This is a genomic window from Bartonella grahamii ATCC 700132 (genome assembly GCF_000518085.1).
GTDB lineage: Bacteria > Pseudomonadota > Alphaproteobacteria > Rhizobiales > Rhizobiaceae > Bartonella > Bartonella grahamii.
On the sequence record NZ_JACX01000001.1, the window covers coordinates 51,865 to 78,842 of the forward strand.

22 protein-coding genes are annotated in these 26,978 nt (G+C 38.2%); 9 read left to right on the forward strand and 13 right to left on the reverse strand.

Features of this window, described 5'->3' with window-relative positions:
- Positions 1 to 30: 30 nt before the first annotated feature.
- The 7 genes from cyoA to acnA all read right to left on the reverse strand — a co-directional run bounded on the left by cyoA (position 31) and on the right by acnA (position 9,567).
- Positions 31 to 1,002: a ubiquinol oxidase subunit II gene (gene cyoA, locus U736_RS0100190; RefSeq protein WP_012754542.1), complete on the reverse strand. Its 972-nt coding sequence runs from the start codon at positions 1,000 to 1,002 to the stop codon at positions 31 to 33.
- A gap of 132 nt (positions 1,003 to 1,134) precedes the next feature.
- Positions 1,135 to 1,587: a type II 3-dehydroquinate dehydratase gene (gene aroQ / locus U736_RS0100195; RefSeq protein ID WP_026500128.1), complete on the reverse strand. Its 453-nt coding sequence runs from the start codon at positions 1,585 to 1,587 to the stop codon at positions 1,135 to 1,137.
- Between the two features lie 54 nt (positions 1,588 to 1,641).
- Positions 1,642 to 2,775: a DNA replication/repair protein RecF gene (recF, locus tag U736_RS0100200; protein WP_012754540.1), complete on the reverse strand. Its 1,134-nt coding sequence runs from the start codon at positions 2,773 to 2,775 to the stop codon at positions 1,642 to 1,644.
- Positions 2,776 to 2,795: 20 nt separating this feature from the next.
- Positions 2,796 to 3,917, reverse strand: coding sequence for a DNA polymerase III subunit beta (gene dnaN / locus U736_RS0100205; RefSeq protein ID WP_012754539.1), 1,122 nt, complete (start codon positions 3,915 to 3,917; stop codon positions 2,796 to 2,798).
- Between the two features lie 185 nt (positions 3,918 to 4,102).
- Positions 4,103 to 5,674 (reverse strand): chromosomal replication initiator protein DnaA, encoded by a 1,572-nt coding sequence (gene dnaA, locus U736_RS0100210; protein WP_026500129.1) that lies wholly within the window; start codon positions 5,672 to 5,674, stop codon positions 4,103 to 4,105.
- 701 nt (positions 5,675 to 6,375) lie between these two features.
- Positions 6,376 to 6,642, reverse strand: coding sequence for a 30S ribosomal protein S20 (gene rpsT, locus U736_RS0100225; RefSeq protein WP_012754537.1), 267 nt, complete (start codon positions 6,640 to 6,642; stop codon positions 6,376 to 6,378).
- A 237-nt stretch (positions 6,643 to 6,879) separates the two neighbouring features.
- Positions 6,880 to 9,567 (reverse strand): aconitate hydratase AcnA, encoded by a 2,688-nt coding sequence (gene acnA / locus U736_RS0100230; protein WP_012754536.1) that lies wholly within the window; start codon positions 9,565 to 9,567, stop codon positions 6,880 to 6,882.
- A 297-nt stretch (positions 9,568 to 9,864) separates the two neighbouring features.
- Here acnA and ccmA point away from each other — a divergent pair, with 297 nt between their 5' ends.
- Genes ccmA through U736_RS0100255 form a run of 5 tightly spaced genes read left to right on the forward strand, consistent with a single transcriptional unit; the run spans position 9,865 to position 12,786 of the window.
- Complete coding sequence (gene ccmA, locus U736_RS0100235) at positions 9,865 to 10,476, forward strand: heme ABC exporter ATP-binding protein CcmA (RefSeq protein ID WP_012754535.1); 612 nt, start codon at positions 9,865 to 9,867, stop codon at positions 10,474 to 10,476.
- 11 nt (positions 10,477 to 10,487) lie between these two features.
- Positions 10,488 to 11,153, forward strand: a complete 666-nt coding sequence (ccmB, locus tag U736_RS0100240; RefSeq protein ID WP_012754534.1) for a heme exporter protein CcmB — start codon at positions 10,488 to 10,490, stop codon at positions 11,151 to 11,153.
- Between the two features lie 46 nt (positions 11,154 to 11,199).
- The gene (locus U736_RS0100245; RefSeq protein ID WP_012754533.1) at positions 11,200 to 11,979 is read left to right on the forward strand and encodes a heme ABC transporter permease; all 780 of its coding nucleotides are present in this window, start codon (positions 11,200 to 11,202) and stop codon (positions 11,977 to 11,979) included.
- Positions 11,967 to 12,218 carry a heme exporter protein CcmD gene (locus U736_RS12625; protein WP_012754532.1) on the forward strand — a complete coding sequence of 84 codons (252 nt, stop codon included), beginning with the start codon at positions 11,967 to 11,969 and terminating at the stop codon, positions 12,216 to 12,218. Before U736_RS0100245 ends, U736_RS12625 begins: the two co-directional genes overlap by 13 nt.
- A complete protein-coding gene (locus U736_RS0100255) occupies positions 12,193 to 12,786 on the forward strand; it encodes a DsbE family thiol:disulfide interchange protein (protein ID WP_012754531.1) in 594 nt (197 codons plus the stop codon). The genes U736_RS12625 and U736_RS0100255 overlap by 26 nt, the downstream gene beginning before the upstream one ends.
- A 1,117-nt stretch (positions 12,787 to 13,903) precedes the next feature.
- Here U736_RS0100255 and U736_RS0100260 read toward each other — a convergent pair.
- The 3 genes from U736_RS0100260 to U736_RS0100270 are packed head-to-tail and all read right to left on the reverse strand — an operon-like array spanning position 13,904 to position 17,073.
- Positions 13,904 to 14,890: an Hsp33 family molecular chaperone gene (locus U736_RS0100260; protein ID WP_012754530.1), complete on the reverse strand. Its 987-nt coding sequence runs from the start codon at positions 14,888 to 14,890 to the stop codon at positions 13,904 to 13,906.
- Between the two features lie 36 nt (positions 14,891 to 14,926).
- Positions 14,927 to 15,862 (reverse strand): ornithine carbamoyltransferase, encoded by a 936-nt coding sequence (argF, locus tag U736_RS0100265; protein ID WP_012754529.1) that lies wholly within the window; start codon positions 15,860 to 15,862, stop codon positions 14,927 to 14,929.
- A complete protein-coding gene (locus U736_RS0100270) occupies positions 15,859 to 17,073 on the reverse strand; it encodes an aspartate aminotransferase family protein (RefSeq protein WP_012754528.1) in 1,215 nt (404 codons plus the stop codon). The genes argF and U736_RS0100270 overlap by 4 nt, the downstream gene beginning before the upstream one ends.
- 485 nt (positions 17,074 to 17,558) lie before the next feature.
- On the opposite strand from U736_RS0100270, the gene U736_RS0100275 reads away from it, so the two are divergent.
- Positions 17,559 to 18,092: a GcrA family cell cycle regulator gene (locus U736_RS0100275; protein ID WP_012754527.1), complete on the forward strand. Its 534-nt coding sequence runs from the start codon at positions 17,559 to 17,561 to the stop codon at positions 18,090 to 18,092.
- 901 nt (positions 18,093 to 18,993) lie between these two features.
- On the opposite strand, the gene U736_RS0100285 is transcribed toward U736_RS0100275, so the two are convergent.
- Positions 18,994 to 19,584, reverse strand: a complete 591-nt coding sequence (locus U736_RS0100285; RefSeq protein ID WP_012754526.1) for a Smr/MutS family protein — start codon at positions 19,582 to 19,584, stop codon at positions 18,994 to 18,996.
- 52 nt (positions 19,585 to 19,636) lie between these two features.
- On the reverse strand, positions 19,637 to 20,329 hold the full coding sequence (locus U736_RS0100290) for a Tim44/TimA family putative adaptor protein (protein WP_012754525.1): 693 nt from the start codon (positions 20,327 to 20,329) through the stop codon (positions 19,637 to 19,639).
- A gap of 172 nt (positions 20,330 to 20,501) precedes the next feature.
- On the opposite strand from U736_RS0100290, the gene U736_RS0100295 reads away from it, so the two are divergent.
- Positions 20,502 to 20,996 carry an FxsA family protein gene (locus U736_RS0100295; RefSeq protein WP_012754524.1) on the forward strand — a complete coding sequence of 165 codons (495 nt, stop codon included), beginning with the start codon at positions 20,502 to 20,504 and terminating at the stop codon, positions 20,994 to 20,996.
- 142 nt (positions 20,997 to 21,138) lie between these two features.
- On the forward strand, positions 21,139 to 21,615 hold the full coding sequence (gene secB / locus U736_RS0100300; protein ID WP_012754523.1) for a protein-export chaperone SecB: 477 nt from the start codon (positions 21,139 to 21,141) through the stop codon (positions 21,613 to 21,615).
- Between the two features lie 67 nt (positions 21,616 to 21,682).
- Here the strand turns inward: secB and U736_RS0100305 are convergent, their stop codons facing one another.
- The gene (locus U736_RS0100305; RefSeq protein ID WP_012754522.1) at positions 21,683 to 23,983 is read right to left on the reverse strand and encodes an NADP-dependent malic enzyme; all 2,301 of its coding nucleotides are present in this window, start codon (positions 23,981 to 23,983) and stop codon (positions 21,683 to 21,685) included.
- Between the two features lie 195 nt (positions 23,984 to 24,178).
- Between U736_RS0100305 and mutS the strand changes: the two genes are divergently transcribed.
- Positions 24,179 to 26,923 carry a DNA mismatch repair protein MutS gene (gene mutS, locus U736_RS0100310; RefSeq protein ID WP_012754521.1) on the forward strand — a complete coding sequence of 915 codons (2,745 nt, stop codon included), beginning with the start codon at positions 24,179 to 24,181 and terminating at the stop codon, positions 26,921 to 26,923.
- Positions 26,924 to 26,978 lie beyond the last annotated feature (55 nt).

A 26,978-nucleotide genomic window follows, 5' to 3' on the forward strand; every position in this document is an offset into this window, starting at 1 on the left:
TGTTAAAAGGGCTCTTTCTTTACTGACCCTTTAAATAACATCAGGATCAAATACTGAACATAGTGCACCCCATAGCGTCTGAGCAGCAGCACGTTTCATTAAATCCTCATTACATACCGTATTTTCATCGACACATCGATTAACAACACGATAGTAAAGGCGCTTCTCCACAGGTGCAAAATAACGAACTTCAGCATCTTTTTTCTTCGCAGCAATATCACCCATACGAGGCGCAATAGAAAGTTGACGATAAGATGCACGATCAAGTACTCGACCATTAGCCCGAGCTTTTACAATCCAATCCTCAAAGTCCTGCAAAGACACAGAATGCCACTTAAACCGCATACTCGAAAAACCATCACCACTGTAATTTGCTGAGGTTCCTTTGAATACTCCTTGCTCTTCAGCGACCAAATGCAACTTAGCATTCATCTGCGGCATAGCATAAAGCACTGTACCCAATTTGGGGACCCAAAAAGCATTGACAGAATTTTCTGACGTCAATTGCAATAAAACTTGACGTCCTTCAGGTGCATAAATCTCATTAATCGATGCAACTCCATATTCAGGATAAATAAAAATCCATTTCCAATCAAGAGCAACAGCATCAATCTGTAATGGCTTTCTTTCACCTACAACTTCCACTGGAAGAGGTTTTGTAGGTTCAAGCTTATAGGTATAATAAGCTGTTAATGAACCTAAAACCATTATAATTACAACTGGAATACCCCACATCACTGCTTCAATTTTATTTGAATGCGCCCAATCAGGAGAATAGTCCGCTTTCATATTCGATGCACGATATTTTATAGCTAAAAATACCACACTCACCATAACTGGGATGACAACACAAAGCATCACCACCACACAAACAACTATCAAAATGAGCTGTTGACGTGCAACATAACCTGATGGCTGTATAACATCAATTTTACAACCAGATAAAAGCAGTGCTCCCCCTAAAATCACAAGCATTTCTAATTGTCGAACAAAGCTTTTCATCTCTATTTACCCCCGTCATATGCACCAAAAATTGTCATAAATATATATACCTCGTATTGTACAGATTTGAAAATAATTATCAAGTGAATTCAATGCCTAGATTACTCTTATCAAACGCTTATTCTTTACCTATCACAATTTAATTGTTTTGCTTAATTGTTTTGCAATATATTCAAGTGCAAACCAATATCCATCACCTCCACACCCAGTTATGATAGCGTCTACACCTGCAGATGTATAAGAGTGGTGACGAAAAGCTTCACGCTGGTAAATATGAGATAAATGAACTTCTACTTTTGGCCCTGAAAACATTTTTAGGGCATCAAGAAGTGCAACAGATGTATGACTGTAAGCCGCTGGGTTAATAATCAATCCAGAACTTGCCTCTATTGCTTCTTGTATCCATGCTACCAACTGCCCTTCACAGTTACTTTGATAAAAATTTATTATGATATCATTTTTTTTTGCCCATTCTCTGCATCTTTTTTCAATATCTTCCAGAGTCTCAGTTCCATAAATTTCTGGCTCACGTTGACCTAGAAAATTTAAATTAGGACCATTTAAAATCGTTATCATCTCAGACATAGTATGCCTTTTCTTTTAGACCTATCACTTATTAAAAAAATATTTAGCATGTTTTTACGACAATAAAGCCCCATCCTTAATCTCAAAGAATTCTGCACGTCCTTTTAAGTCATCAAATAAAAGACGATCTGTTCCTGTCATAAATGTTTGTACAGCTAAATCATCAAGAATATCAAATAAAGCAGCACGTCGATGCGAATCAAGATGAGCAGCCATTTCATCAAGAAGAAGAATGGGAGCTTTTTCCGACATCATACCTGTTAGACGTGCATGACACAAAACTAAACCTGTCAGCAGCGCTTTTTGTTCACCTGTTGAACACGATGTTGCTGCTATATTTTTATCAGCATAAAAAACCTGCAAATCTGCGCGATGTGGTCCTTCTAACGTCCGACCAGCAGCACGGTCCATTGCGCGATTATGCCGCAATCGATCACAAAATTTTTCTTCAACTTCAATTGCTGATATTTCACTAAGAGCTGTTTCCAAAAAACCATCAATTTGCAAAAAAGCTCGTGGAAAAGGTATCTGTGATGGCATTTGTGTAAACATATCATTTAAAAGACGAATAACATCAACACGCGCCGCAGAAATAGCTGTCGCCAGTTCTGCCATCTGCTTTTCTAAAGCATCAAACCAAGCACAATCTTCATTTCCATCTAAAAACAAACGATTACGTGCGCGCATAGCTCTATCATAATCGGCTATGCGGCGCCTATGCAAGGGATCAATCGCCAAAACCATACGATCCAAAAAACTACGGCGCTCAAGCGAAGGACCTATAAAAAGACCATCCATGGACGGTGTTAGGACACTAATATGACAATAATCTGTTAGGCAATCACCCGACTCATTCACACCATTAATATGGACTTTTCGACTGTTATCGCTAACCTCCAAAGCTGTACCAATCTTTACTTCACCATAAAGAGCGCATTCAAGACGCGCAAATACAACAAATCCTCCACCGCCACCATCTACAAAGCTAACGTCAGAATAAGCAGCACGCCGCAAACCACGACCAGGAGAAAGAAAAGATAACGCCTCTAAAAGATTCGTCTTACCAGCACCGTTATGGCCGGTAAAAACCACATGCTGACCAGAAAAATGAATATTGAAAAAAGGATAATTGCGATAACGTAAAAGCTTCAGCTGCCTCACTGCCACTTTGTGCACATGACTGGCCATGCATTGCAAAACAATTGCCCCTAAACGCGAATAGGCATCAGTACATAGAGCACATCCGCATCATCATTATCACGAATCAGAGCTGGTGCTCCAGCCTCAGCCAACATAAAAACCATCTCGTCACTTGAAAGCTGCCCAGCAATATCCAAAAGATAACGTGAATTAAATCCTATCTCAAGCGGTTCAGATGCATAAGTTACTGATAATTGATCTTCTGCACTGCCCGAATCTGGGCTATTAACAACAAGCCTTAACTGTCTGTGCTCAATCGTTAATTTAACTGCACGCCCCCGATCACTTGAAATCGTTGAAACACGATCAACTGCAGAAGAAAAGTCCTGCCTATTAACAATTAATTCTTTATCATTTCCAAGAGGGATAACACGTTGATAATCCGGAAATGTTCCATCAATTAATTTTGATGTAAAAATCACAGAACCTACAGAAAAACGAATCTTTGTCTCTGAAAGCTCTATACATACATCGCTATCATTTTCTTCTGAAAGAAGTTTTTGCAATTCTCCTACAGCTTTACGGGGGACAATAACACCGGGCATTCCCTCAACTCCTGAAGGAGCTTCCATCTCAACTTGTGCCAAACGATGACCATCAGTTGCAACCAAACGCAATTTCAAAACACCGTCATTAATAACATGTAAATAAATACCATTAAGATAATAACGGGTTTCTTCAGTAGAAATAGCAAACTGCGTACAATCAAGTAAATGTTTTAAGCTTGATGCCGATAGAGAAAAACGATAACCAAACTGCCCAGGAAGCGACTCTGGAAAATCTGCCTTCGGAAGACATTGAAGCTGAAAATGTGCACAACCCGAAACAACGGACATTGTACCTGCCTGATTCTCATCGACGGATAATACAACTTCATTGCTATCAGGAAGTTTTCGAATGATATCATAGAGCAAATGTGCTGGAACAGTTGTTGCTCCAGCTTGTTTAACATTAACTGCAAAAGATTCCGTAACCTCTAAATCAAGGTCTGTTGCTTTTAACTGCACAGAACCATTTTCTGCATCAATCAGCACATTCGATAAAATAGGAACAGTATTACGGCGCTCTACCACACGGTGAACCCGACCAAGAGACTTGAGAAATTGACTGCGATCAACTGTAATACGCATAAAAGCCCCGTATGATTTACTAAAAACTATAAGAATTCCTTAGCATTAAAATAGATCCTCTTCAAAGAATCGCCTGCTAGACTTTATTAAACCTCTCTTAAAATGGCAAGTCACTCCTGCATAAGAAAAAATAAATCTTTTCATTAAATTCTTTAAAGTTTCTCCAAAGAAAGAAACGATAAACACTATACAGCCTGTTCTCCAATCAACCGCTTAAGCAGTTCAAGTTCCTTAGCCAAGGTCTGATCACCACAAACCAAATCTTCAATTTTACACACAGCGTGTAAAACTGTTGTATGATCACGTCCACCAAAACGACGCCCAATTTCTGGCAACGAGCGAGGAGTTAATACTTTTGCTAAATACATTGCAACTTGCCGTGGCTTCACAACCGTACGTGTTCGACGATTAGATAACAAGTCCTGTTTAGAAACATTATAATGACGTGCTACCGTACGCTGAATTTCTTCAATCCGAATGCGCTTAGGTTCACCAGGACGTGTCAAGTGACCTAATAACTCATCAATCCGCTCTAAAGATAAATCAGACTCAAAAGATTGACGAAACAAGAGCTGATTAAATGCACCTTCAATATCACGCCCCGACCCTAAAACCGTTTTCGCAATATATTCCAAGATATCATCAGAAATTGATACCATGCCATCATCTTGTTGTGCCACCTTCAACCGCTGGCGCAACATTTGCAAACGCATTTCATAATCTGGTGCTTCAATTTCAAGGGCTACCCCTCCCTGAAGACGAGAACGAACGCGAAGATCAAGCGATTCTAATTCTGCTGGCGGACGATCTGCAGCGACAACAACTTGTTTTGCACTATCAAGCAACATATTAAGCAAATGGCAAAACTCATGTTGTATCGACTTACCCTGCAAAAACTGCATATCATCAATAATCAAAAGGTCGATATCACGAAGCTGTTCTTTAAAAGAAAGAGCATCATTATCACGAATAGCTGTTGCAAAACGCCACATAAAATATTCAGCAGTTAAATAAATAACGCGCGCAGACGTTAAACGCTTCAATGCAGAAGCAGCAATCGCCTGAAGCAAATGTGTTTTTCCTAAACCAACAGATGCGTGAATAAAAAGAGGATTAAAACGCAAAGCACTTTTATGCCCCTCCGCAATTGAACGCGCAGCTGCTAAAGCAACACGATTAGAAGCCCCCTCAACAAAACTTTCAAAAGTATAGCGAGAATCAAGCGGAGACCCAAAAACTCCCGTTTGAGAATTCTTAACTGAATGCTCTGCACAACTTTCAACAAAAGATGAAGTCGCCTGCTCCTCTAGCACAACAGAAGGAACACTTCTTTTACAAACAACGTCTCTTGAAACGCGTTCCATACCACGAACAATAACTTCAACACGAAGAATTGCTGAATTCTCTTGTTTCCATAAATGAGTCAAAAGAGAACCATAGTGATTATTAATCCATGAACGTAAAAAAGCAGTAGGAACAGAAAGCTTTACAAGAGTATGGCTATATTCAGCAAGCTTCACGCGTCCAAACCAACTGGTATAAGCCTCAACACCAACCTGCACCTTTAATTGCGCCATAACACGTATAAAAGCCGCCGCACTTTCCTCCTCTGAAACAATAGAATGCCCTATAGAAGCATTTCTACAAACATCCTCATCACTCTCCGTCACCCTATTCTTTATTATGTTCTCTGCTGACAGGATATTCACCGAAACCCTTTTAAAGGAACTAGCTTTAGAGTTCAATTTATCCACCATCTTCCATCCTGATAAAAATAAAATTTTGTCCTGCCAAACAGCTAAAATAAATCTAGCGAAGGCAAAACGCCCTACCCCAAATAAGATTACTCACCCTCCCCTAGGATAGCCTCATCACAACCCCACTAACAAAGATGACCAATAAGATTTACTTGCACTCATGATATGACCCACCCTTCTAAAATGGTAAACATATCTATTCAGAAAACTAAAAAATCGTCAGAAAACCTTTCCAGCACAAAAGCTTCGAAAAGCCTAAGTCAAAACATCTTGTACTCAACAAAATATAGAACAATGTGCTGGTGTGACCCCTTCATGCTTTTTAGTCTTCATAAGAACCATACAAAACAGCAGAGGTAAAATGCAAGAGGTCAAAATAAAATCAAAAAACCCGAAAAAAATGCTTGTATCAATGAGGAATGAAAAAAATATTGATTCAATTCATTTTTTTTCTCTAAATTTACCAACAATTAAAAAATCTCTTCAGATTTAAAAAAAAAAATAAAATGCTTGACAAAAAAGACTCTGTAAAAATCCACAAAGCTTGTGGATAACCATACTCCCCCCTATAAATTTTCTCTCCTTTTTCAAGAGGAGAATCATTATCGATTCTTATTTTCGATAGAAACTTTTTGAAATAATAAACAAAAAGCCAGCATCCTCATGGATACTGGCTTGATTCTCAATAAAGGAGAAAAAGCTTAAACGCTGAGAGCCTTCAAACGTTTAGCTAAACGCGATACTTTCCTCGCAGCAGCATTTTTATGAAAAACCCCTTTAGAAACCGCACGCATAATTTCAGGCTCAAAATTCTTAAATGCAATCTCTGCAGATGCCTTATCGCCACCCGCTAAAGCATCATCAAACTTACGTATAAAGGTACGAACGCGCGAACGACGGGCCCTATTAACCTGTGTGCGTGCCGCAACCTTGCGCACCGCTTTTCGAGCAGAAGGTGTATTCGCCATAAATATAATCTCTCTTTCAACACCTTGGTAAAATGAGTCTAAAGAACAACTCTACCAATATAAATAAATTCAACCCAAGCAAAACTATAAAGCTGCCTATAACTGTGTGGCTTATAGCGCAATCCCAAAGCTAACGTCAATTAGATTTTCAAAGATAGTCATAAAAAAACGAAGCCAAACTGTTTGATCCGCAACTTTATAGCTTAATAATAGATATTCCTTAACAAACAAAAGAATTTAAACGGCTAACTTACGCAAGACATATTGCAAAATTCCCCCATGATGCAAATAATCTAGCTCATCTTCAGTATCGATACGGCATAATAACGGAGCGGTTTTTATCGTACCATCAGAAAAAGTAATTTTCGCTACTGTCTTTTGACGAGGTTTCAAGTTATGAATTCCTTCAATTGTCACCTTTTCATCTCCCTTTAAGCCTAAAGATTTCCAACTTACACCCTCCTCAAAGACAAAGGGAACAATGCCCATACCAACAAGATTAGAGCGATGAATCCTTTCAAAAGACTGTACAATCACTGCTTTTATACCAAGAAGATTGGTACCTTTGGCTGCCCAATCACGCGATGATCCATTGCCATATTCAATACCAGCAAAAACAACGAGTGGAGTACCTTCTTGCTTATACGCCATTGCTGCGTCGTAAATGGCTTGTTCTACCGCTGACGGATAATGAACCGTATAACCTCCTTCTCGACCATTTTCCCCCAACATGAAATTACGAATGCGAATATTGGCAAAGGTCCCACGCACCATAACTTCATGATTCCCACGACGCGTTCCATACTGATTAAAATCAGCCACTTTAACGCCATGATCCATTAAATATTTTCCGGCAGGAGAAGCTGCTTTAATAGAACCAGCAGGAGAAATATGATCCGTCGTGATTTTATCACCAAATAAACCTAAAATCCGTGCATCTTTAATATCTGGTAAGATATCAGGTGTTTTCTGCATATCATCGAAATAAGGTGGATTGCGTACATAAGTGGATTGCTCATCCCAAGAATAGGTAGAACCCGTAGGGATCTGAACTTTTTGCCAATTTTCATCCCCCTTAAAAACATCTGCATACTTTTCAGCAAAAACCTTACGCGTGACATTTTTTTCGATGAATTCCTGTATTTCTTGAGAGGTTGGCCAAATATCTCTCAAATAAATGGGTTGGCCATTTGAATCTTCACCAAGAGGTTCCTTGATTAAATCTTTACACACCGTCCCGATGAGCGCATGTGCAACAACTAACGGTGGTGAAGCTAAATAATTCGCTTGCACATCAGGGGAAACACGCCCTTCAAAATTACGATTTCCCGAAAGAACTGCAGATGCAATTATACCATTGTCATTAATCGTTTTGGAAATAGCTGGATGCAAAGGACCAGAATTCCCAATACATGTTGTGCACCCAAATCCTACTAAGTTAAATCCTAATGCATCTAAATCTTTTTGCAGACCCGAATTTTGAAGGTAAGCTTCAACGACTTGTGAACCTGGTGCAAGAGAAGTTTTTACCCATGGTTTGCTCTTGAGACCTTTTGCCACAGCATTTCTTGCCAAAAGACCCGCTGCAATAAGAACACTTGGATTCGATGTATTCGTACACGACGTAATCGCAGCGATCACCACATCACCGTGACCAAGCGTATATTCTTCACCCTCAACCTGATAACGCTTATCTTGTTCAGAAGTCTTCTTATAGTCTTCGACCAATGCCTTCTCAAAACCCTGCCCAACGTTTTCCAATGCAATACGTCCTTCAGGACGTTTAGGACCAGCCATAGAAGGAACAACAGTTCCCATATCCAATTCAATTGTATCACTAAAAATGGGATGAGCCACCATTTCGTCATGCCACATCCCTTGTGCTTTGGTGTAAGCTTCTACTAAGGCAATCCGATCTTCATCACGCCCTGTCATATTGAGATAACGCACTGTCTCCTTATCAATTGGGAAAAAACCACATGTTGCTCCATATTCAGGTGCCATATTTCCAATCGTTGCCCGATCAGCAAGCGTCATCTGCTCCAAACCAGGACCAAAAAACTCAACAAATTTACCGACAACACCCTTCCGGCGTAGCATTTGAGTCACAGTCAATACGAGATCGGTGGCTGTTACACCTTCTTTAAGTTTACCTGTTAGACGAAAACCAATCACTTCAGGTAACAACATAGAAACAGGTTGGCCTAACATTGCTGCTTCTGCTTCAATACCACCAACACCCCAACCTAAAACCCCTAAACCATTAACCATAGTCGTATGCGAATCAGTTCCCACACAGGTGTCAGGATAAATCGTCTCACAGCCCTCTTCATTCTTCATCCATACACATTGTGCTAAATATTCTAGGTTAACCTGATGACAAATCCCTGTTCCTGGAGGAACAACGCGAAAATTTTGAAAGGCTTGCTGCCCCCATTTAAGGAAACGATAGCGTTCACCATTGCGTTCATATTCATGCTCAACGTTTTCCTTAAAAGCCATGGAATTGCCAAAAGCATCAACAATAACTGAGTGATCAATGATGAGATCAACGGGAATGAGAGGATTGATTTTTTCAGCGTTACCGCCAAGTTTAACCATAGCATCACGCATTGCAGAAAGATCAACAACTGCTGGAACACCTGTAAAATCCTGCATCAGAACACGTGCAGGACGGTAAGCAATTTCTGCCCCAGCGCTCCCTTTGTCGTTTAACCACTTAGCAACATTGAGGATATCCTCTTTTTTAACTGTGCGACCATCTTCAAATCGCAACAAATTTTCGAGAATAACTTTCATCGAAAACGGTAAACGAGAAACACCTTCAAGACCATTCTTCTCCGCTTCGATCAAGCTATAATAAGTATATTCTTTGCCACCAACATTTAATACTCTGCGACAATTAAAGCTATCAATTTGAGTCATGACTGTCCACCCTCATACTATAACCACCCAATTTCCAGGAATGAACAACACAAACTACGAGTCAAGGTCGCAGCTTGAGCGCAGACGCAATCACCTCCGCTATCCATTTCCCCCTCCACCCTCTCATAGGCAAATGCGGAAATCAGCGCCAGAAACCATTTTACACCAGATATTGATGTATGGCATCCCTTATAGAACTATTTCTAGAACTATTCTAGGTACAATTGCACAAAAAATGTGTTTTTTATTCTATAATGCAATAAAGAATATGAAAATAAAAACAAAATAGGTAATCACATGGTGTTATCAGGCAAAGATTTAGCCGCTTACAGAAACGAGGAAATTCTGTTTAAAGGTCTTTCTTTTTGTTTATTTTCACAGCAACTGATGACAATCACTGGTCCTAATGGTATCGGAAAGTCTACATTACTCCGAATCATTGTCGGTCTTCTTGAAGCTGCTGAAGGTCATATAATACTTAAAGACCATGATCAAATATACCCTGTTGCAACTGCGTGTCATTATCTTGGTCCTCAAAATGCTATGAAACCTCTCTTATCTGTCATGGACAATTTGCAATTTTGGGCAGATTTTTATGGTCAACATTTACGCTTTGTGCATGAGGTTCTTGCTGATATTGGTCTTTCTAACCTTGAACATTTACCCTTTAAAGCTCTGTCAACTGGACAACAAAGACGCGTAGCTATTGCTCGCCTTTTGCTCTCCTATCGTCCTCTTTGGATTTTAGATGAACCAATATCTGGGCTTGATAACCATGCTCAAAAACTCCTTGCTCGTATTTTCCAGCGTCATCTCAGTCAAGGTGGTATGATTATCGCTGCAACTCATAATTCCCTAGGTATTCCAGAAAACCATAAAATCGCTCTGGAAAAATTTTTACCTCTCTAGGAGAGAATAAAATGAAAGCACTATTCTGGCGTGATCTTAAACTATTATTAGCGCCACAAGCCTCTTCACTAACAGGACTATTGTTTTTTATCGCTGTTGTTGTCATAACCCCCTTTGCCATTGGACCAAATCCCAAAATTCTTGCACAAATAGGGCCTGGTATATTGTGGTTTGGAGCCCTTCTTGCAGGACTCCTCAATCTGAACAAACTTTTCCAAATCGATCGCGATGATGGTAATCTCGACCAATTTATCCTTTCAGGAAAAAGACAAAGTTTTACACTAATTGTTTTTACCAAATGTCTTGCCCATTGGGTAGGAACAATGCTTCCTCTTATTTTTGCTACACCTATTTTAGCCCTCATGCTCCATTTAGATGCAACAATAACTTTTACAACAATACTTACCCTTTTATGCGGAACACCAGCCATTATTTTTATTGGCGCCATAGGCGCTGCACTCGCAACCTCATTGTTGCACAGTACTCTGCTTATTTTTATCATTATCTTGCCGTGGATCATTCCAATTATGATTTTTGGTGTTTCGGCTGCTACAGCCCCAATAAATCCAAATATTTCTTTTCTCACGTCCTTAGCTCTTCTCAGCGCTTTTTCACTTATTTTGAGTCTCTTTGGCTCTTTTGTTGCTGCAATAACGCTTAAACTTTTATCAGAATAATAAAAGATGATTGCCGCATAGAAAAACTCTGCCTATTATGAATTTCATGAATGAACTATCTCGTCCATATAAAATCAGGTCACTCCCTGCAAGTTTCACCCTTTTCATGAAAATAAGCAGTATCGTCTTACCTTGGTTGGCCGGCATAACATTGTGTTTCCTTATTTTAGGACTTATTCTGGTGATGTATTCCCCTGATGACTATCAACAAGGCATTACTGTTAAGATTATGTACCTTCATGTACCCTTTGCGTGGTTGTCTACATTCTGTTATGTAACGATGAGTGCAGCAGCATTAGGAAATCTGATTTGGAAATATCATCTTGCTGATGTGGCACTTAAATGTGGAGCGCCTATTGGAGCGATTTTTACCGCATTGGCTCTCATGACAGGAGCACTTTGGGGGCGACCTACATGGGGAACATGGTGGGTCTGGGATGCACGGTTAACATCAGTTTTAATTCTGCTTTTTATCTATCTTTCCATTATCCTGCTTGGACGTGCTTTTGACAACCAAGTAAAAGCCGCTCGCGCTACTGCAATTCTTACACTTGTTGGATTTGTTAATATTCCTGTTATTAAATTTTCCGTTAATTGGTGGAATACATTGCATCAACCAGCATCATTGTTACGTGCTGGAGGATCAACAATCGACAATGCTATGTTATGGCCCCTTATAACAATGCTATTTTGTTTTATCTTTATGTTTATTGCACTCTATTTGATGGCTATGCGAAATGAAATCAATAGTCATTATATCCGAATACTTCAGATTAAAAAATCCCGTCGTGCACAACAACAGGACTCTTCATCATGCTCGACCTAAATGGCACCCAGGGCGGACTTTTAGGAAATCTATCTCAGAAAATTGATTTTTTCCTTAGCACCCTTAAACACGAGCAAATTGTTATTTTAAGCTATGTGCTTTCTGCAATATCCCTCTTATGTCTTATTGGATATATTCTTTGCAAAGCTCTATACCAAAAAAAAATTCTCCAACAGCTAAACAAAAAAGAGTTGTCACAAAAAGAAAAGTATAATGAAAAACATCACTCCAAAACTTAAAAAAAATATATCTTTGCCTGTTCTGCTTGTTTTTTTTGGACCATTTGTGCTTTTTCTTCTTCTCATGGTGCTTTTTTTCAACTTTATGGATAAAAAATACCTTCAAGATTCTTCCCTTCTCCCAAACGCATTAGCTGAAAAATCTGCTCCTAATATTCATCTTCCTCTTCTTGATAAAGAAAGTTATCTCAATTCAAAACAGTTTAAAGGACGTGTCACATTGGTCAATTTTTGGGGCTCTTGGTGTTTGCCCTGTCGCGAAGAGCATCCTATTCTTATGAAAATTGCACAAGATAAACGTTTTGATCTGATTGGTATTAATTATAAAGATAACAAAACAAACGCCCTGCGCTTTTTAAACAGTTTTGGTAATCCTTTTAAATTTATTGGCTTTGATGTTTCAGGATATACAGCCATTGATTGGGGAATATATGGACCCCCAGAAACCTTTCTCTTGAATAAAGAGAGCACCATTATTGCTAAACATGTTGGTCCCTTAACATGGCAAATTTATCAAAAAAAAATTCTACCAAAAATTGAACAAGCGCTCATGACAGAAGAAAAATAAAATATCAACATATTGATTTATAAATAATAGTTTACCATTTTTATCTATTAAATGAAAATACCGTATACTATGAGATTTTTTAAAATTTCTATATGTTGAATCAAAAAAACATTTAAGATAAAGACTAAAAATACCTTTTATGAATTGTCTAAACGTGAAAATAATTGGCAATATTTTAAGTTGAAAAATATAATAATGCAGGTTTGTAAAAACATAACGTTTTATCATGCTATGTATGCTATTTTATTTATACGGATCCTCATTCTTCTTAGGAAAATTTGACAAGAGCATTACCATTGTTGATTCAAAAACATGTGCAAAGAAATATCTGTAGAGCAAACCTCCCAAATATAACAAAAATTTAAGTAGTTTTCATTTTTTTAGCGATTAAATATCTGTTTTGGAACTTTATTTTTGATTATTTGGACAAAACAATATTGCTATAGAAACATCGTTAGATTAGTGAAAGCAACTAACTATTATTTTCAAAATCATATAGTGTTCTGTCTCCGCTTTTTTATCTGAAATGCACATTGTTATGAGGGGACTTCACCACTATTTTCATCTTTATAAAATAACAAATCCATTCCTTCGCAGCGTTATTGGTATATTTATTCCCATTACACTATCTGTTCGTAATAGACTCCATAAAGCCCATATTGAGTCTATACATTCTTATTCTTTCGATAATTTATCTTATGATTACAACTAATAAGCTTTTTTGACTTTTAATAAGATAAATTCGAGTAAGAAAATATGACTACAATCAAAAAATCTCATTTAACAGAGAAGATAAGTTATAAGTACATGATCAATCTATCAATGAATATTATAAAAGAATTCATTGTAAGAAATAAGCTTTTGAGATGAAAAAAATAAACAAGAAGCTTTTTCGAGAGGAGAAAATATATTTTACAGAGAACTCTTTTTTAAGCACTCGGTGACGTGATTACTGATTTCAACAGAAAGATCACTCGTATACATTAAAAAACTCTAAGACAAGAAATATTCTAGAAGTTCATATGAGCTTATAGGTAAACTTTTATGACGCAAATAAAATAGGCTTTTGTTGCAATCATCATTTTTTTATGAAAAATATTTGATTATGTTTTTTCTTCTAAAATTCTTGTGGTGTAAAACAATACGTTTTTGAGCAAAATTCACATGTGACTGAAATATATTTATTTTTAACCATTTTATTGCGTTCATCAATCGAAAATCCTTCTAGGATTCCTTTAATTTTTTCGTGTGAACAAGAACATTGATCGAGAAGAGAAAAAGGATTAAAAACTCTAACACCTTGTTCATGAAAAAGACGGAACAAGAGCTGTTTACTACCAACTTGGGGATCTGTTAATTCTGAACTTTCAATCGTTGCCATGAGTATTTTAGCTTCCTGCCATTGGTTATCCAATTGGCTATGGGTTTTCGTTTTTTCTCGCGTTTGATGAGGGGTATCTATTTTATGATGAGACAATTCTTGGGGTAAAAGTTGGATCAAAATACCTCCAGCTCGCCAGCTTTTCTGCGTTTTTCCTTGTTGGTCACGATTAATTAATATAGCAACAGCCAAACGGATATCGGTAGGAATTTGTTCTGATTGATCAAAATAAATACGAGAAGTTTCTTGTAAATTTGATCCATCTAATGCAACTATCCCTTGATAGGGCTGCATATGGGGACCTTGATCAATTGTGAAGGCTAAAGTGCCTTTCCCTAAAAGGGTTTCTGAAGAGATTTGATTATTGTCCATGGCTTGTTTAAGCTGTTCTTTATCAAAACGAGCATATCCACGTAAACTGGAAGGAGGCGAAAAATCGCATACCAACATATTAACCGGTCCATCTGAATGAGTTTGTAAAATAAATTTTCCCGTAAGCTTTAGAGAAGTTCCAAGCAAAACAGTTAAAAGTAAAGCTTCTGCTAGAAGATAAGAAACCGGTTCAGGGTATTGATGTCTGTTAAGAATAGAATTTAAAGTTTCTCCAAGTTGTACGGCACGTCCACGAATATCAAGTTCTTCGACTTGAAAGGGAATAACAGTATCATCTTCATGCAAGAAGTTGTTATTGAGAGAGGCTTCATCTTTAGCTTGTTTACTCATAGCTTTGCCTTTTTTATATAATTTGTTGTAGAGGAGCTATTGTGGAGAGAAAAACGCATCTTGTAAACACCAAGAAAGAATTGCCTTTTGAACATGAAGACGATTTTCAGCCTCATCGAAAACAACGGAGTGCAGTCCATCAATAATAGAATCAACCACTTCTTCACCACGATGAGCAGGAAGACAATGCATAAAAAGAGCATCAGATTTTGCTAATTTCATGAGAGCTTCATTGACTTGATAAGGCAGAAAAATAGAATGACTGCGAGCACGAAATTCTTGTCCCATGGAGACCCATGTATCGGTCATAATACAATCAGCATCTTGAGCTGCTTTTTGGGGACTATGAGTTAGTGTAAGGTGCGCTCCTCGTTCACGTGCCCAATGTATAAATTTTTCTTGTGGTTCACTGCCCTTTGGAGTAGCAATACGCAAATGAAAATCAAAAAGAGCTGCGGCCTCAATTAAGGAATGGAGCACATTATTACCATCCCCCATCCACGCGAATATTTTGCCAGCAATTGGCCCCCGATGCTCTTCATACGTTAATATATCTGCTAAAATTTGGCAAGGATGTGTATCATCTGTAAGGGCATTAATGACAGGAATTTGTGCATATTGTGCCAATTCGAGCATACGTTGATGTTTTGTTGTTCGTAATATCACGATATCCACAAAACGGGATAAAACACGAGCCGTGTCAGCTATAGTTTCACTATGACCAAGCTGCATCTCTGATCCCGTGAGCATGATTGTATCTCCCCCAAGCTGGCGCATACTGATATCGAATGAAATACGGGTTCGTGTGGATGGTTTTTCAAAAATCATCGCAAGTGTTTTACCTATAAAAGGTTTTGAACCTTTCCCTGCTTTAAAAGATGCTTTAAGGATTTTTGCATAATCGATCAGTGCGCGTGCTATTGCTGGCGTTAAAATGGATAAATCCGTGAAATGACGAAGAGCATTTGTCATGTGTGTAATATTTGTCTTTCTTTGTTTACTTGCGAAAGATACGCTATTGCTTTTTCAATACGATGCAAACTTTCATCTATTTCTTCTTCCCTAATGATAAGAGGAGGCAATAAGCGCACAACATTGTTGTTGGCAGCAACACTTAAGAGATATTCATTTTCTAAAGCATTAACGACAAGATTAGAAGACACAACACACTGAATACCCACCATTAGGCCCATCCCCTGAACTGCGCAGATAATATCAGGATAGATATTGAGAATGTGCAAAAGTCCACTTCTTAGTTTATTTCCCATACGCTGAACATGGTTGAGAAAATTTGGCTCTAACAAAATATCAAGAACACTATTTCCTACAGCCATTCCAAGAAGATTTCCTCCAAAGGTTGAACCATGGGTCCCAAGTGTCATGCTTTTTGCAACTTTATCCGTTGCAAGGCAAGCACCTAATGGAAATCCTCCTCCTAATCCTTTTGCGAGGGTAAGAATATCAGGCGAAACATCACTCCATTCATAAGCAAAAAGCTTCCCTGTTCGTCCTATACCCGTTTGGACTTCATCCAAAATCAATAACAGACCATTATCATCGCATATTTTGCGCAAAAATCTTAAATATTCATGAGAAACCGTTCGTATTCCTCCTTCTCCTTGAATAGGTTCAATAAGTATAGCGGCGGTATTTTTATTAATAGCGTTACGCAAAGCGATTTCATCACAAAAAGGTACTTGAATAAATCCACCAGCTTTAGGTCCAAAGCCTTCAAGATATTTTTCATGCCCAGTCGCAGCAAGTGCTGCAAGTGTACGTCCATGAAATGCCCCTTCAAAAGTAATTATTTCAATGCGTTCTGAATGACCAGCAGCATAGTAATAATGACGTGCCGTTTTGAATGCGCACTCCAATGCTTCAGTGCCTGAATTGCAGAAAAAAACCTTATCCGCAAAACTATTTGCACAAAGCCGCGTGGCAAGAGCTGCTTGTTCAGGGGATTGAAAAATATTAGAAACATGCCAAAGTTTTTCAGCTTGCATTTTGAGCGTATCAACCAATTTTGGATGTGAATACCCTAATGCATTAACAGCAATGCCAGATGTGAAATCAAGATAATGTTCTCCCTTATCGGAAATAAGCCATACACCATGCCCCTGTTCAAAATGCAAATCTCGTCGTGCGAAGCATTCATAAAGTGGTTGTATAGAGACGGCATCCATCATAATTTCCTTTATATTTTAACCTTTTCAATATATATACAAAGCAACACTACAAATAAAACAACATGGTACATTTTGTTACGGTGCTTTCAACATTTCATTACGATTAATGATTACACCTATGGAATAGATCATTACACCAATTGAAAAAAAGTCAATGAAGGTTCTATAAATAAGCATTTTGGGAAAAAGCCTTAAACAAAAGTGAAAGTTTAACCTATGATTGATTTGCAAGTTGGGGAAAACATTCTAAATAAACTCTTCAAGAGGTAAAGACTCTTGTCATAGAGTGAGTGCATATTGTAATTTATAATATAATAAGCAAGATGATGTGTTTTAGTTTGTAAGTCCACAGGTTGGATGATTTTCTTATGCTCGCTTAGAGTGTAAAATTCTTTCATTCAGCGTAGTGAAAATATTATTAAAACATTTGAAGATGCAAAGGGGAGAGCATCTTAGTGACGTAATCGGAATGGAGTGCTGGTATGGGTTGGACATGTGAACGCGTTGAGCTTCTTAAAAAGCTTTGGAGTGAAGGGTTAAGTGCAAGTCAAATTGCTGCTCAATTAGGTGGGGTCAGCAGAAACGCAGTCATCGGCAAAGTACACCGATTAAAGTTACCAGGACGCGGTAAGACAGCACAAGGAAGCGCGCGTACGCAAAAACCCCCCGTGGGAAGCAGCCCATCATCTCCACGTGTGCGTCGCAACACATCCACGGTATCGCCAATGAACACATCATCTGTAAGTATTGAAGAAACAGCTTTAAAGACAGAATTTGTAGCGGAAGATATAAAAAAAGTTGATATGTCCACAAAATCCAATGTAGTTGTGCCTATATCACGTCAACTTAATCTTTTACAATTGAGTGAAAATACATGTAGATGGCCGGTTGGCGATCCATTATCAGCAGATTTTCATTTTTGTGGTGCAGATTCTGATGAAAATAGCCCCTATTGTGCCTTTCACGCTAAGCTAGCATTTCAACCAATATCTGAAAGACGTCGGATAAGAGTGTAATATCCTCGATTGAATCTCATATTCTACACCTTCTGCGCTTCGTTATGAAATTTTAATTATCGAATTATTATGAGAAAGAAATTTAATAAAGCTTTTAATGAGTGAAAAAATTTCTTCATGAAACTATTCAACGAAATTGTATCTTTTGTGCTATTGCACAATTATGTGTTGTAAAGTTATATTCCTGTTTATTTCCAAGATCCTCTTTAATTTAGTTGTACTACTTTTAACACTATCCATAGCAATATCTTTTGAATAAGACAATTTCTCATGTTTTTATTCTTCGTGTATTTAATAGAGTAATGCTGTGGTTTATAAAAACAATTTATCGCGTTGCAACCTAAATGAGATCGATCAATATCTCTTTCATTTCAAGCCCTCTTATATTGAATCAATCAAAATCTTTCGTTTGGGCGTCACGAATGAGATGAGAACTGGGGAGAGTAAAAACACTTAAAGAAAAGCATGCCTTCTACAAATGCTTTCAAGTGCCAAGGGCTTCAAGAGTTGTTGCAACATTGGGAGCTAGCAAAGTGTGTGATGATGCCAGCTTGCTCTTTTATTAAGCATAAAGATAAGAGTCTTAATGGATTTATCGTTATACCCTTCACGGATGCCGTCGCAAAATAGGCTTGGATGCGTTGAGAAATGTTTCTTTAAAACAAGCCTGTGCATATATGCAATCCAATGTCATTCTGTTTTGCGTGAGGGATGTGCCACATCAAAGAATGCGATAAATAAAATCGTGAAGCAATACGTAGAATGTAAAATGATATATTTATAATTTTTTATAAAAAATTATAAATAAGGGGATATTGTATTCAAGGCTCTTACGAAATATACGAAAACTATAAATTATTACGTATAAATAAATATTAAACCTAGAACGACCACAATAACATCACTTTCCTTTTCCCGACACGAAACGGCGCAACCAAACATAAAGTGCACCTTCTCCGCCATGCTGACGCGCTGCTTGCTCAAACGCATGGACATAATATCGAAAAGCTGGTGTTGATAACCAATACGGAACAAATCTATACAAAGCTCCATCGCTCCCAACAGATCGTCCTTTTCCTGTAATCACAAGGACATAACGCAATCCTCTCTGCTGAGAGGATTGTAGAAAATTTTTTAAGAAAAAATAAGCTTCTTCCTGCATATAACCGTGGAGATCAAGGCGCGCCTCAAGAGGATAACGACCTTGGGAAATTTTACGATGTGCAACATGATCAAAGAAATGAATCTTTTGTACTTGTGTAACTGCCCTCTTTTCTTTTTTAATAAATGTCGAGGATTGTTGATTTTCCTGAGACAATGAGGAGATTTGAGTTACAGGCTGTTTTTTATCATTAATATTTGCAATAGTTTCTGAAGCAGAAGAGAGCATCTTACCGTGAAGCGGTGTTATCGTACGACAAACCATCTCCCATAAAAGGCGATCCTGTGAAGCCAATAAATCTCTTTTTTGTCTCCATTTACTTGAGGACATTTTAATTTCTCATAAATCATTGAATACTTATGGAAGAAAAACAAAAAGTATTTTAATTTTCATTTTCTGTAGCAAAAAGCTTCCAGTTTGGATCTGACGATAAACTATTGCGAACGAAAGTCCAAATATCCCTGATTTCTACAATAGCATCAGGATCACCGTCTATACGCTCACCCTGTTCATTATAAGTAACAGAAATCATCTCACTGACAATACGTATCGTTAAAAGTTCATCCTTTTCTTGTATTGCCGCCGCAACAAATTCGATCTTATTAATTCCAACAAAAGTGAACTCTATTCTCTCTTTATTTTTTTCTCGTTGCTCAATAGCCGTACAAAAGCTCTCAAAAACATCCTGACAAAGCAAGCTTTTAAGTTGATTGCGATCACCTTTGGCAAAAGCTGTTACAATCATTTCATAAGCAATTTGTGCACCTTTTATAAAAAATTGAGGAGAAAATTGAGGATCAATTTTATGCAATTCCCGCAAATTTTTATTCAAAATACTCCCCTCCGGTGAAATTTTATCAATTTCACTAAAGTCGTCTTTTTGTGAATTTTTCTGATGAGGGAACGAAACAATATTATCAGCCGTTTCTGCTTCAACCTGTTTTTTAGAACGACGCGAATAAGGATCAAAGGGGGGCTTTTCAAACCCAATTCGTTTCCCTAATACATTACGGAGTTGCACAAAAATAACAACCATAACAACAAGAGCTATGACAAGTATAACGTCAAATTCCATGGGCGCTGTCAATCTCCAAAGCTTAAATCTCTAATAAACATTGCAGTCAATACCATTTATCAATAAATATGTAAAATAAGGAATCCTACCATTCAAATATTTTTATAGATTTTATATTAAATGGAGTGCTCTTAAGAATTTCTCCCCACCTCATCCAGAAGGAAACTTGCATGTGATAAAACTTTATTCTATAAGTCCTCGTTTTTTTGTTGTTATCTTTCTTTGCATTCTTTTAATCGAGATCGCTGGTTTTATCTTTGTTGGTCAAGAAATTGGTATTTTGGCAACTTTGAGTTTGGTTATTCTCACAACCATAGTTGGGGTTGTTTTATTGCGAGTTCAAGGGTTTAGCCTTTTAAGAAACATACAAACTGAACTTATCCAAGGACGCACATTAGAGAATAATATTATTAATGATGCTTTCATCATGTTTAGTGCAATTTTACTTATTCTTCCCGGCTTTGTAAGTGATCTCTTGGGAATATTACTTCTTATTAAACCAATTCGCTCTGTTGTTTGGCATTTCTTTACATCATTAAAAAACAAAATAAATCCCAATACTAAAAGAAAAAATGACTCTGAAAAAATAATTGATCTTAACGCAGAAGATTACACAATTCATGATACGACAGAATCTCCATGGCGCAAAAATGATGATAACCATTGAAATGCCTAAAAAATCTGTAACAAACTAAAAAAATATTCAAGATAAAGAGCGCATTTCTTGCAACCTTTTGCAAGGCGTGATAACCAATTTTGTCTTTAGATCTAAAATAAATATACATATTATAATGAGAGAGGTTCGTCGTATGGCCGAAGATGAAATGAATAACAGTGGTGGAGAGCCGGTTTTTGCTGTATTAACTCAGTATTTAAAAGATTTATCATTCGAAAACCCAGGTGCTCCTCGTTCATTGCGTACACGTGAAAAATCACCACAAATTGATATCAATATTAACGTCAATGCTAACCCAATTGGTGATGACAATTATGATGTCGTTTTGTCTCTCTCCGTCAAAGCCAATGATAATACTGAAATCTTATTTCATGTAGAACTGATTTACGGTGGTGTTTTCCACCTTGAAAACATTCCACAAGAACATGTTATGCCATTGGTCTTTATTGAATGTCCCCGTCTTTTATTCCCATTTGCTCGCCAAATTATATCTGATGCTACTCAAAATGGTGGTTTTCCACCTTTATGGATTGATCCTATTGATTTTGCAGCCCTCTTCCAAAAGCGTCTCGCCGAAGAACAAAAAGACAATCAAATACAGCCCTCTTAAAAAATTTATTCTTTTGCTATCATAAAGCCCCTTGATATATTATTGGTATATTAGGGGCTTTTTTCCTTTAGACGGCTTTTGCGGCATGATAAGCCGCGAGCATTGCAATATTGACCACATCTGTATCGTTTCCACTAAACGGTACAATTTGGACAGATTTTTCCAATCCAATTAAAATAGGACCAATGATGGTTGCTCCACCAAGTTCTTGTAACATTTTGCTTGCAATGGAAGACGCGTGATATCCAGGCATAACCAAAATGTTAGCGGGCTCTGTTAATCCCATAAATGGATATTGCTGCATCAATTTGGAATTGAGTGCTACATCAGCACTTATTTCTCCATCAAACTCAAAATCAACCTTGCGTTCATGCAAAATATTAATCGCATCCTGAATTTGCTGTGTGATTTGCCCTTTCATATAACCAAACGTAGAAAATGCTAAAAATGCTACCCGTGGTTGATATCCAAATCCACGTACAAACGAAGCGGTTTGTTCCGCTATATCCGCAAGTTCTTCAGCATTAGGATTTTCATAAACAGCTGTATCCGTAATAAACACAGTTCGTCCTCGGCAAATGGCCATTGAGATACCAATCAATCGTTCTTTTGGTTTTTCATCAATTGCACGACGTATATCGATCAGCGCTGTTTCATAATTGCGTGTCACCCCTGTAACCATTGCATCAGCATCTCCTAGTGCCACCATACACGCAGCAAAATAATTGCGATCATTATTGATACGACGATGACAATCACGCAACAGCCAGCCTTGACGCTGCATCTTTTTATAAAGATAATTCGCATAATCATCTGTACGGCAAGAAAGCTTAGCATTCATAATAGAAATACCTTCACGCTCCAGATCAATTCCAGCGATAACAGCTGTTTCTCTTACTTGCTCTTCACGACCGACCAAAATCGCTTGTCCTAATTTTTGATGAACATAGGAAACGGCTGCCCGCATAACTTGCTCTTCTTCACCTTCTGCAAAGACAATTTGTTTTGGCGCTTGACGAACATGGTTATAAACCCCACGCATCATCGAAGAAGTAGGATCACGTCTCGCATTCAAATCGCGCTCATAGGCCTCTAAATCATCTATGTTCTTTTGCGCAACACCGCTTTCCATTGCTGCTTTTGCTACCGCTATTGAAACAACCGTCAATAAACGTGGATCAAAAGGAACAGGGATGATATAATTAGGACCAAATTTTAATCGCTTTCCACGATAAGCTTCTGCAACGCTGTCAGGCACTTCTTCATGCGCTAAATTGGCAAGAGCCTTTGCCGCAGCAATTTTCATTTCTTCATTAATAACTCTTGCACGCACATCAAGTGCACCACGAAATATATAAGGAAAGCAGAGAACATTATTAATCTGATTTGGATAATCGGAACGCCCTGTTGCGACAATGGCATCATGACGCACTTGCATAACCTCTTCCGGCGTAATTTCTGGATCAGGATTAGCCATAGCAAAAATGATCGGCTGTAGTGCCATAGATCTTACCATTTCAGGAGTAAGAGCACCTTTAGCAGAAACCCCAAAAAATATATCTGCACCTTCCATTGCTTCCATAAGCGTACGTTTATCTGTTGGAATAGCATGCGCAGATTTCCACTGATTCATTCCCTCTTTGCGGCCTTCATAGACCACACCCTTTGTATCACATAATATGATATTTTCAGAACGAAAGCCCATCGCTTTAATCAGTTCAATACAAGCAATTCCTGCAGAACCAGCACCATTACAGACTAACCGCGTATTTTGCATATCACGCCCTGTTAAAGTCAAAGCATTGAGAACACCGGCAGCAACAATAATTGCTGTACCATGTTGATCGTCGTGAAAAACAGGTATATTCATCACCTCGCGTAGGCGGCTTTCAATCATAAAGCACTCTGGCGCCTTAATGTCTTCAAGATTAATTCCACCAAAAGAAGGTTCTAAATGACGCACCAAATTGATAAAACTTTCTGTATCGTTTATATCAATTTCTAAATCAATGGAATCAATATCCGCAAAACGCTTAAACAGCGCTGCTTTGCCTTCCATGACCGGCTTAGAGGCAAGAGCTCCTAAGTTACCTAACCCTAAGATAGCTGTACCATTTGAAATAACAGCAACAAGATTGCCTTTTGCTGTATAATCATAAGCTAACGCTGGATTTTGAGCAATTGCCTTAACTGGAACTGCAACACCTGGTGAATAAGCAAGTGCTAAATCATGCTGTGTTGCCATAGACTTTGTTGCAATAATCTCAAGCTTTCCTGGTCGACCACGACTATGAAAATCTAGAGCTTCTCGTTCGCTCGCACTGTAAACAGTTTGAGACATTTTCTGATCCTGCTCGCTCTCTTTCATCTCACTTTATTTTCTCCAAAAACAGTGTAAATTTTGCTTGATAATGCGTATAGTCATTAAATTTGATTCATATATTAGAAATCGCTATTCTTGCCTTAGCAAATCTGATGATGCGTTGCAATTTAGAGATAAATAGATATTGAAGTAAACAAAAAAGAGTAAAAACTTCACTTAAAGGAAACAGGCCTCGTACAAATGGATAAAAAAGACAACCATAAAAATAATTTAACTCCACAGCCTGCCTCCTCATCTGCTTCCTCTCAAGAACGTCTGACACCTATGATGGAGCAGTACATAGAAATCAAAGCCGTCCATCATGATTCTCTTCTCTTTTACCGAATGGGGGATTTTTATGAATTATTTTTTAATGATGCGATTGAAGCTGCTCAGGCTTTAGGAATCACACTCACAGCACGCGGAAAACATTTAGGACAAGATATTCCTATGTGCGGTGTTCCCGTTCATGCTGCTGATGATTATTTACAAAAACTGATTGCTTGTGGTTACCGAGTTGCTGTTTGTGAGCAAATAGAAGATCCTGCTGAAGCAAAAAAACGTGGCTCAAAATCTGTTGTTCGGCGTGATGTTGTTCGTCTTGTAACACCTGGAACGATAACAGAAGAAAAACTCCTTGATCCAACACGCGCAAATTATTTGATGACACTTTCTCGTATAAAAACTAGCGATGGAGAGGAATTTGCTCTTTCTTGGATTGATATCTCAACAGGCATATTTCGTGTAACAGAAAGCCGCCAAGAAAAACTTTTAGCAGATATTATGCGTGTGGATCCACAAGAAATCATTGTTGCTGATTCATTCTTTCATGATAAATCTCACAAATCACTTTTTAATGTTCTTGATCGTATCATTTCACCTCAACCTGCTTGTCTCTTTGATGCACTAACCGCTGAACGCGATATTTGCAATTATTTTAAACTCTCAACTCTTGAAGGTGTTGCCGATTATTCACGTTCCGAACTCTCTGCAATTGTAGCTGCTATTCGTTATATCGAAAAAACACAAATAACGCATCGTCCTCCCCTCATGCAGCCTGAGCGCCAAAATGAAAGTGCGACTCTTTTTATTGATGCCGCAACCAGATTAAGCCTTGAACTTATTCGTACGACATCAGGTCAACGGGATGGAAGTTTATTAAAAGCTATTGATCGCACTGTAACAGGAGGAGGATCACGCCTTCTCATCGATCGCCTTATTGCTCCCCTCACCACTCCTTCAGCTATTGATATGCGTTTGGATTCTATCGATTTTTTTCTACGTAATCCTTCTCTTGCAGAAGCGATAAAGCTTATTTTAAAAGGGGGACCAGATATGCCTCGCGCCGTTTCACGTTTGGCTCTTGGACGAGGAGGTCCCCGTGATATGGCAACAATTCAGCGCGGCTTTGAAATCATTCGTGAATTGCATCAACTTCTTAATAATGAGCTTCTGCCTCAAGAAATAAGTGATGTACAACAGGTGTTCTCAAACTTACCCACAGCGTTATACTTTCATTTAGAACAAACATTAGCTGATGATCTCCCACTCCTTAAACGTGATGGTGGTTTTATTCGTTCAAATTATCATAAAGAGCTCGATAAAATGCGTGCGTTACGTGATGAATCGCGCCGTGTCATTGCTGAACTTCAAGCGCAATATGCCCAAGAAACAGATATTAAGACGCTTAAAATAAAGCATAATAATATTCTAGGTTATTTCATTGAAGTAACCAGTACACAAGCATCTGCTCTTACAAATAATCCACAAGCTAAAGCACGTTTTATTCATCGGCAAACAATGGCAAACGCTATGCGTTTTACGACAACAGAGCTTGCTGACCTTGAAAGCCGTATTGCCCATGCTGCCAATCACGCATTGACACTTGAACTAGAGATTTTTGATATTCTCGTTCAGGAAATTACCGAACAAGTTGATTTTATTCGTAAAGCCTCTGAAGCACTTGCTATTTTAGATGTCTCTGTCGCCTTAGCATATCTTGCTGAAGAACAAGGCTATTGCCGACCTAAAATTGATCTTTCACTTACCTTTCATATCACAGCAGGACGCCATCCTGTCGTCGAGCAAGCACTCCGCAAACAAGCAGCAGAACCTTTTATTGCCAATAATTGTGATCTCTCTGTGCAAAAAAATCAGCAATATGCAGCAATCTGGCTGTTGACAGGGCCTAATATGGGAGGAAAATCAACTTTTTTGCGGCAAAATGCTCTCATTGCTATTATGGCGCAAATGGGGTCCTTCGTTCCAGCGACTTCAGCACATATTGGTGTCGTTGATCGCCTGTTTAGTCGTGTCGGGGCTTCCGATGATCTTGCACGGGGGCGCTCAACCTTTATGATGGAAATGGTTGAAACAGCAACGATTCTCAATCATGCTAGCCACCATTCCCTTGTTATTCTTGATGAAATAGGGCGTGGGACATCAACTTTTGATGGACTTTCTATTGCTTGGGCTGCCGTTGAATATCTCCATGAAGTTAACCATTGTCGTGCTATTCTCGCTACCCATTTTCATGAAATGACCGCACTTACCGAAAAACTTGACAGACTGCATAATGTAACCATGAAAGTCAAAAATTGGGATGGTGATGTAGTTTTTCTTCATGAGGTCACACCAGGAGCTGCTGACCGTTCCTATGGTGTACAAGTCGCAAAGCTTGCTGGACTTCCCCCAGCCGTTATTACACGAGCAACAGATGTACTCCATCAATTAGAACAAGGTGAAATGGCTGGAAAAGGACATAAACTCATTGATGATTTACCACTCTTTTCTCTTAAAGCAACATCTCCCGTCAATGAAGCAAGAAACAAACATTGTGTACTTCACGAAGCTTTAAAAAATATCCATCCCGATGAACTCTCCCCTAAACAAGCTTTAGAAGCAATTTACCACCTCAAACAACTTGAAAAGAGTAACCCTTTATAGAAAACGGATGTTATTTTTTATTAAAAAGCTTTCTTAATAGGAGATAAAGTATCCC

What these genes read in the sequence shown, in the direction of transcription:
- cyoA (WP_012754542.1), bottom strand. Translation starts at nt 1,002, where the DNA reads ATGAAAAGCTTTGTTCGACAATTAGAAATGCTTGTGATTTTAGGGGGA.
- aroQ (WP_026500128.1), bottom strand. Translation starts at nt 1,587, where the DNA reads ATGTCTGAGATGATAACGATTTTAAATGGTCCTAATTTAAATTTTCTA.
- recF (WP_012754540.1), bottom strand. Translation starts at nt 2,775, where the DNA reads ATGGCCAGTCATGTGCACAAAGTGGCAGTGAGGCAGCTGAAGCTTTTA.
- dnaN (WP_012754539.1), bottom strand. Translation starts at nt 3,917, where the DNA reads ATGCGTATTACAGTTGATCGCAGTCAATTTCTCAAGTCTCTTGGTCGG.
- dnaA (WP_026500129.1), bottom strand. Translation starts at nt 5,674, where the DNA reads ATGGTGGATAAATTGAACTCTAAAGCTAGTTCCTTTAAAAGGGTTTCG.
- rpsT (WP_012754537.1), bottom strand. Translation starts at nt 6,642, where the DNA reads ATGGCGAATACACCTTCTGCTCGAAAAGCGGTGCGCAAGGTTGCGGCA.
- acnA (WP_012754536.1), bottom strand. Translation starts at nt 9,567, where the DNA reads ATGACTCAAATTGATAGCTTTAATTGTCGCAGAGTATTAAATGTTGGT.
- ccmA (WP_012754535.1), top strand. Translation starts at nt 9,865, where the DNA reads ATGGTGTTATCAGGCAAAGATTTAGCCGCTTACAGAAACGAGGAAATT.
- ccmB (WP_012754534.1), top strand. Translation starts at nt 10,488, where the DNA reads ATGAAAGCACTATTCTGGCGTGATCTTAAACTATTATTAGCGCCACAA.
- U736_RS0100245 (WP_012754533.1), top strand. Translation starts at nt 11,200, where the DNA reads ATGAATGAACTATCTCGTCCATATAAAATCAGGTCACTCCCTGCAAGT.
- U736_RS12625 (WP_012754532.1), top strand. Translation starts at nt 11,967, where the DNA reads ATGCTCGACCTAAATGGCACCCAGGGCGGACTTTTAGGAAATCTATCT.
- U736_RS0100255 (WP_012754531.1), top strand. Translation starts at nt 12,193, where the DNA reads ATGAAAAACATCACTCCAAAACTTAAAAAAAATATATCTTTGCCTGTT.
- U736_RS0100260 (WP_012754530.1), bottom strand. Translation starts at nt 14,890, where the DNA reads ATGAGTAAACAAGCTAAAGATGAAGCCTCTCTCAATAACAACTTCTTG.
- argF (WP_012754529.1), bottom strand. Translation starts at nt 15,862, where the DNA reads ATGACAAATGCTCTTCGTCATTTCACGGATTTATCCATTTTAACGCCA.
- U736_RS0100270 (WP_012754528.1), bottom strand. Translation starts at nt 17,073, where the DNA reads ATGGATGCCGTCTCTATACAACCACTTTATGAATGCTTCGCACGACGA.
- U736_RS0100275 (WP_012754527.1), top strand. Translation starts at nt 17,559, where the DNA reads ATGGGTTGGACATGTGAACGCGTTGAGCTTCTTAAAAAGCTTTGGAGT.
- U736_RS0100285 (WP_012754526.1), bottom strand. Translation starts at nt 19,584, where the DNA reads ATGTCCTCAAGTAAATGGAGACAAAAAAGAGATTTATTGGCTTCACAG.
- U736_RS0100290 (WP_012754525.1), bottom strand. Translation starts at nt 20,329, where the DNA reads ATGGAATTTGACGTTATACTTGTCATAGCTCTTGTTGTTATGGTTGTT.
- secB (WP_012754523.1), top strand. Translation starts at nt 21,139, where the DNA reads ATGGCCGAAGATGAAATGAATAACAGTGGTGGAGAGCCGGTTTTTGCT.
- U736_RS0100305 (WP_012754522.1), bottom strand. Translation starts at nt 23,983, where the DNA reads ATGAAAGAGAGCGAGCAGGATCAGAAAATGTCTCAAACTGTTTACAGT.
- mutS (WP_012754521.1), top strand. Translation starts at nt 24,179, where the DNA reads ATGGATAAAAAAGACAACCATAAAAATAATTTAACTCCACAGCCTGCC.